The sequence below is a fragment of the Candidatus Neomarinimicrobiota bacterium genome (assembly GCA_030743815.1).
Classification (GTDB): domain Bacteria; phylum Fidelibacterota; class Marinisomatia; order Marinisomatales; family S15-B10; genus UBA2146.
In genome coordinates this window covers 38,544-44,805 of sequence record JASLRT010000103.1, presented here as the reverse complement: position 1 = coordinate 44,805, position 6,262 = coordinate 38,544, and the positions used below count along the sequence as shown (strand labels likewise).

Genomic DNA, 6,262 nt, shown 5'->3' with positions numbered 1-6,262 from the left:
CACGGTGACCAGTGGGTAAAGATAGAAGTGGAAGTCAGGGGCAGCACCGGGATCAAACACAAGGTTAACGGGGAGATCGTATTAGAGTATACTGAACCTCAGCTTGACGAAAATGACCCTGACGCTAAAAAACTGGCCAGGGATGATAAAATACTAAACAGTGGCTATATCGCCTTCCAAGCCGAAAGTCATCCTGTTGAATTCCGAAATATCAAGATACTTATCCTGAGCAAATAGATGATGTTCGGATAGTTCCTATCTGTGAGGGCGGCTCCCTGAACCACATCCATGTTTGACACAAAACTGAGCATGAGCATTATCCGGTGGACGGCGCGCATCTCAGGTGTAGGAATTTTCCTATTCTGGGGTGCATTCTTTGTCGATCATGTATCTGAATGGATCATCGCCCCCTCCTCAGAATCACCTCCCCTCAAAGTCTGGATCGCGCTGGCGCTGCACCTAGCCATGTTGTCGGGCTTCATCGTGGCGCTAAAGTGGGAAGTGGCCGGAAGTGGCCTCATCATCTTCGCCGCCTTTGCCTTCTTCATAATCACAATGGGCGAGCCTATGGTAAAATTCTTTCTTGTGACCATTATCCCCGCCCTGCTGTATCTATTCGTCACCTGGAGATCGAAAGGAGACTCTCGGACCACGACTTGAACACATGCGAAGTCACAATAAACCCGCCTCGTTAGCATCACAGTTATCATGAAGTCTGAATTCAAACCTCGGGTCGCGCCCAGTGGTTCCTTCCAAGGCATGACTGTAAAATCGGGGAAGAAGACGACGATACAGGTACTTATTGGACCGGAGGACGCCCCAAACTTCGCCATGAGGAAATTCACAATGGAACCGGGCGGCGGGATGCCGAAACACACCAACGCTGTTGAACATGAGCAGTATGTCCTGACGGGGCGAGCGAAGGTAGGAATAGGCGAAAAAGTGTACAGCGTAGAGGCGGGGGACGTTTTGCTTATACCGGCGGGAACTCCCCACTGGTACCGAACAGAAGGTGATCGACCCTTCGAGTTTCTCTGCGTTGTGCCGAACATTTCAGACAGGATTGAAATTATCGAAGACAAATAGCACGAGGAGGTCGCCATGCCCAAGAGTCCACACGAAATGATGGCCGCCATGCTCAACAATCTTGAGGAAAGGACCAGTCCTCCGCTGGATTACTGGCTGGCCGTAGCGGAGAAAAGTGGTGAAGAAAAGCACATGGACATCATTAAACACCTCAAGGCCGATCAAACTTGGCCTAAGACACCATGAAGTCCGAAGCCATCAACGCCTATGGTCTGGCACAGCGCGTAGCATTGGTAGCACAGTATGATGCTGATATGGAGATCATGCATGCGTAATTCTCTCTTCTGCTACGGCACACTCCAGTCACCCGAGGTAATCCGAGCAGTCACAGGTCACAAGTTCAATGGGACAAAAGCTGAACTACACAATTACGGCATCTTCCGTGTGAGTGGAACAGATTATCCTGGCATCATTCCCAAGAAGGAGGGAATCGTCAGGGGTATTGTCTACTATGACATCAGTGACGAGATTCTAAGGACGCTCGATCATTTCGAGGGCGATCAGTATTTCAGGAATGAAGTGACCATCTTCAGAATGGATGGAATGGCAGAAAAGGCATTCACCTATTGTATTCGTGAGGATCAAGAGAAAATTCTCACCGATGAAGTGTGGGATATCGGAACTTTTCTCGATGAGGGAATAGAGCGATTTATGCGTAGTTTTGTAGAAGAGCGGCGTAATATATTTGAAGAGGATTAAGGTATCACATACGGCGGAACCGAACATCGCTTTGATATAAGAAACTGACTGACTTCTCCTGGAAAGAGATTTCGATGAACAACGTCACATTTGATTCGCATCAGATTGTACCCTCAAAGATCGTCTGCGTCGGCATGAACTACGTGGAGCACGTACGGGAATTGGAGAGTCAAATGCCGTCCGAGCCCGTCATCTTCCTGAAGCCCAATTCGGCCATCAGCGATAATATTCGGTCAGCGGATGATGATAGGTTTCACTTTGAAGCTGAAATATCCTTTATCGTGCAAGATGAGAATTTAGCCGGCGTTGGTATAGGTTTTGATCTCACCAAGCGATCTCTTCAATCGAAGCTGAAATCAAGAGGATTACCGTGGGAGAAATCAAAGGCTTTTGACGGTGCGGCCGTCTTTAGCGATTTCGTAGTGATCGAGAGTCCGCTGTCGACTTTGAGCATGGAACTGTTGATAAACGGTACTGTGGTGCAGCGTGGCGGCATTGAACTGATGATCTACAAACCGGAAGAACTCCTCCACGAGGCGAAGAGCTTCCTGAGCTTGGAGGACGGAGATATTCTGATGACAGGCACACCAGAAGGCGTAGGTGAATTCATAAAGGACGACCAGTTCACCGGCCGAATCCTCTGTGAGGACGATCTTTTAGTTGAACAGATTTGGATTGCTGAGTAGCTCAGAGATCGGCGCTTGTGAAACAGAAATGACTGCGAAAGAAACTGACCGTTGCTCTCGTCGAAATTTTCTGGAAAAATCCCTCTACGGCATTGGCGGCATCGCTCTCGGCAGCTACACTCTGATCTTCACGGTGCGATGCTCAGACGACGGCCCAACCGGCTCTTCAGAGGATGTGAAAATCACGATTGACCTCTCCCTGCCGGAAAATCAGGCTCTCGCCTCAGTAGGCGGTTCCCTTGCGCTGAGTGCAAACGACCTTGACGAGAAAGGCATTTTACTGTACCGTGACAGCGAAACAACCGTCAATGCATACAGCCGCGAGTGCACTCACCAAAGTTGTGTCATAGAAAAATTCAAGAATGGCGTTTCCATCTGCCCGTGTCACGGCAGCAGATTCAACACATCAGGCAGTGTCATAAACGGGCCGGCTACTGAACCGCTTAAGGAGTACAGCGCAACTCTAGATGGTGAAATTGTTACCGTTACGCCGTAGTCTATAACTCTAATCCGAGGGAGACGGTTCAGCTTGTCTGATGACGGAGGTATAGCTATTTTCCGCCAAGATTTAAATAATGATCTACGCTGATTTCTAACAATTATACAGAAAGGAAATCCCCAATGAAACCGACAGAACAACTTGTTGATGAACACGAGTCCATAACAGCTATGCTTGACATCACTGCCAAGGTTTGTGACAATCTTGAATCCGGCCAGGAAGTCCCTTCAGATCATCTTGAACAGATTGTAGAATTCATCAGAGAATTTGCAGACAGATGCCATCACGGAAAGGAGGAGGATCTCCTTTTCTCCACCATGGAAGAAGCGGGTTTTTCCACGGAAGAAGGCCCTATTGCTGTTATGCTGTCGGAACATACTGTAGGACGGGATTATGTAAAGAAAATGGCAGAAGCTGCTACATCGTACCGGGAAGGTGATCACAAGGTAATCCCAACCTTCGTGGACAATGCCCGAGGATTTGTTTATCTGCTGAGAGATCATATCTATAAGGAAAATAACATCCTCTACCCCATGGCGGACAGTCGTCTTACTCATGAAGATCAGTCCAAACTAAAACGTGAGTTTCAAAGGGTGAATGAGGAATCTATAGGTTTGGAGAAGATCGAATACCTGCTCGGACTCAAGGATGAGCTGAAGTCAATCTATCTCTCGTAGTATATCAGCATGACTGAGCACATGGTCAAACTTACCCGACTATATATGTTGTGAGATAGTGCTACGGCTTTTCAGCCAGTTCTACCAGCACCCCGCCGGCGCTCTCAGGATGCACAAAGATGATTCTATAGCCTTCGGCTCCGATGCTCGGCTCATCAGAAACAAGACGGATGCCGTTGGCCTTCAGCTCAGCAACTGCCTCGTCCAGTTTCTCAACTTCAAGACAGAGGTGATGAATCCCTCTTCCCCGCTTCTCCAGGAACTTTCGGATGGGTGAGTCTTCCCCAAGTTCCGATAGTAGTTCAACCTTGCCTCGTCCCGTATCGTAGATATCAGTGATCACCCCTTCAGCCGATACACCTTCCGTAGTGCGATGCGGGATATTCAGAACATGGCACCAGAACGGCGCATCCCGGTCGAGGTCATCTGTTGCGATGGCGATATGTTCGATACCGAGAACTCTCATCGATGCAATTCCACTCCTAATCCAGGACCGTCAGGAAGAATAAGCATACCGTCCTCTACTTTAACGCCGTCGAATGGATCATTGCTGGTAAGAATATTGCCATCCAGATCGGCATAGTCCACCAGAGGCGAAAGATGGGCGGCGGCGGTGATTGCTACAGACGTCTCCACCATGCATCCCAGCATAATTTTCAACTCGTGCTCCTTCGCCATCTGGATCATTCTATGGGCTTCCCGCAACCCGCCACATTTCATCAGTTTAATATTAATACCGTCAAAAGCGTAGGCGATGTCGGGGATATTTTTTGAGTCGATACAATTCTCGTCCGCTATCAGCTCCAGTGGTGACACTTCCCGCAGCCTGGCCGTATCGTCAAGATCGTCCGCTGGTAGCGGCTGCTCTACAAATTCTACGTTTCGCTGCGCCAGCCAATCACACATTTTCTTGCCTTGCTCCAGGTTCCACCCCTCATTGGCATCCACCCGGACGGGCTTATCGGTCACATCCCGAATGGTGTTGATGATCTCTCTGTCGTAGTCACTTCCCAATTTAATTTTGAGAAGCGGATATTGCTCAGCTTCTAGCACCTTGGCGCGGATCTTATCTTTCTCATCAATACCGATAGTAAAGGAGGTCATACATCCCTTCTTCGAATTGGCACCAAAATAATCTGACAAGGAGATATCGTTCAGCTTGCCATAGAGATCATGAAGAGCGAGATCGAAAGCAGTCTCCAGAGAGCGCATACCGCCGGCCTTGGGCAGAGCGGCATCAAGCCATTCATCGAGTGTCCCACCGTCGGGGATATCATCGAAAGTGAGCCTGTTGATCCGCTTCACGATGGAGAAGCAGTCTTCATCATAGCGATCTGACGGCGCTGCCTCGCCCACACCTGTAATTCCATCCTTTGTGAAATAGACCAGCACTATATCAGCCGCATCCTCCGAACCGCGGGCGATGGTAAACGTGTGTTTCAGTTCGAGCCGGTAAGTAGAGTAATGGAATTCCATTGTCAACCCGGTCAGGTTAATCCCTCAACTTGGACAGGATATTATTCAAAACATCCCTGGAACCAAAACGAATAAAATCGGTAGTCGGGATGCCGTATCTCTTTTCATACTTCCTGACGGCTGCCTTCGCCTTCTCTTCATTAAGGAGATGTGTCAGCAGACCGATCCCCACCACTTCGCACGGTTTGAACACCCTCACCAGTCTGAGATAAAGATCCATGATTGTATCAAAGTCTATCATAGGGTAGTCGAAAGTATCCATCTCCCGCTCCTCTTCATGACCCATAAGCATAAAATCTGGCATTGTCCCGTGCAGGAGACCGAGAGTTACCCCTGAGTAAGCCATATGAGTGATGCTCCCTTGCCCCTCTACGATAATCAAGTCGTAATCTTCGCCGACCTTATCAATCTCAGCTTCGATAGTACCAGCTACAAAATCACTTACTACCGCATCCACTGCCGCTCCGTACCCTCCCAACAGAATTCCTGTCTGTCCTGTGCCAACGAATGCCGCCGTCTTACCCTTCTCCTCCAGCAGATTCTTCAGCTCCCATGCCGCTGTCATCTTTCCGGTATCGCAGTCGGTCCCCACCGTCAGGAGGACAGGCGTCTTGCGGGTCTGCCATGTCCCCTTAGAAAAAGGTAGCGGCGAAGGCGGGCGGCGCAGATCGGTGAGCTTCACTCCATGCTTTTTCGCCAGGCGCGAGAATTCCGGATCATCGTTGAGAAAAAAGTGAAGCCCGCAGATGACTTCGAGCTCACTCTCGATAGCTGTGACGATAGATTGTCGCCATGAATCGGGAAGAATACCGCCGGGATTAGCTATTCCGATCAACAGTTTGCGTGGTTCGTAGGCGAGGGCATCATCCACACTGGCCACAATGGGAAGATCGCCGCCATATCCGATTACATCTTTCGATGTCTTGCCGACGTTGGTTGAATCGATAATGCAGACCACCTCTTCCGGACAGTAACGGAGGATGGCATTGGCTGTCTTGGCATATAGATAGTTGAACTCGCCTTCTACAAGAATTGCATATTTATTCACAGATTAGCTCCTACTTAATCGGCATTTCTAATTGAATCATAAATCACAGTCTGTAATGCCTAACTGATGACACAAACGCTAAGGAGTTAGC

The 6,262-nt window shown here is 49.0% G+C and carries 11 protein-coding genes; 8 read left to right on the top strand and 3 right to left on the bottom strand.

Annotated features, from left to right (window positions below; translation table 11 throughout):
• The 8 genes from QF669_08895 to QF669_08860 form a co-directional block, all read left to right on the top strand.
• The coding region (locus QF669_08895) for a DUF1080 domain-containing protein (protein ID MDP6457545.1) at positions 1–237 on the top strand (237 nt) is incomplete at its 5' end.
• A gap of 51 nt (positions 238–288) precedes the next feature.
• Positions 289–660 (top strand): hypothetical protein, encoded by a 372-nt coding sequence (locus QF669_08890; GenBank protein ID MDP6457544.1) that lies wholly within the window; start codon positions 289–291, stop codon positions 658–660.
• 48 nt (positions 661–708) lie between these two features.
• A complete protein-coding gene (locus QF669_08885; protein ID MDP6457543.1) occupies positions 709–1,086 on the top strand; it encodes a cupin domain-containing protein in 378 nt (125 codons plus the stop codon).
• Between the two features lie 15 nt (positions 1,087–1,101).
• Positions 1,102–1,272: a DUF4287 domain-containing protein gene (locus tag QF669_08880; protein ID MDP6457542.1), complete on the top strand. Its 171-nt coding sequence runs from the start codon at positions 1,102–1,104 to the stop codon at positions 1,270–1,272.
• 81 nt (positions 1,273–1,353) lie between these two features.
• Positions 1,354–1,785 carry a gamma-glutamylcyclotransferase family protein gene (locus QF669_08875; GenBank protein MDP6457541.1) on the top strand — a complete coding sequence of 144 codons (432 nt, stop codon included), beginning with the start codon at positions 1,354–1,356 and terminating at the stop codon, positions 1,783–1,785.
• A gap of 74 nt (positions 1,786–1,859) precedes the next feature.
• A complete protein-coding gene (locus QF669_08870; GenBank protein MDP6457540.1) occupies positions 1,860–2,471 on the top strand; it encodes a fumarylacetoacetate hydrolase family protein in 612 nt (203 codons plus the stop codon).
• 28 nt (positions 2,472–2,499) lie between these two features.
• On the top strand, positions 2,500–2,967 hold the full coding sequence (locus tag QF669_08865; protein MDP6457539.1) for a Rieske (2Fe-2S) protein: 468 nt from the start codon (positions 2,500–2,502) through the stop codon (positions 2,965–2,967).
• A gap of 125 nt (positions 2,968–3,092) precedes the next feature.
• Positions 3,093–3,647 carry a hemerythrin domain-containing protein gene (locus tag QF669_08860; GenBank protein MDP6457538.1) on the top strand — a complete coding sequence of 185 codons (555 nt, stop codon included), beginning with the start codon at positions 3,093–3,095 and terminating at the stop codon, positions 3,645–3,647.
• Positions 3,648–3,708: 61 nt separating this feature from the next.
• On the opposite strand, the gene mce is transcribed toward QF669_08860, so the two are convergent.
• Genes mce through QF669_08845 form a run of 3 tightly spaced genes read right to left on the bottom strand, consistent with a single transcriptional unit; the run spans position 3,709 to position 6,171 of the window.
• Positions 3,709–4,113 carry a methylmalonyl-CoA epimerase gene (gene mce, locus QF669_08855; protein MDP6457537.1) on the bottom strand — a complete coding sequence of 135 codons (405 nt, stop codon included), beginning with the start codon at positions 4,111–4,113 and terminating at the stop codon, positions 3,709–3,711.
• Entirely contained in the window at positions 4,110–5,123 is a 1,014-nt protein-coding gene (locus QF669_08850) for a dipeptide epimerase (protein ID MDP6457536.1), read from the bottom strand. The genes mce and QF669_08850 overlap by 4 nt, the downstream gene beginning before the upstream one ends.
• A 16-nt stretch (positions 5,124–5,139) precedes the next feature.
• Positions 5,140–6,171, bottom strand: a complete 1,032-nt coding sequence (locus tag QF669_08845; protein MDP6457535.1) for a DUF1611 domain-containing protein — start codon at positions 6,169–6,171, stop codon at positions 5,140–5,142.
• Between the last annotated feature and the right edge of the window lie 91 nt (positions 6,172–6,262).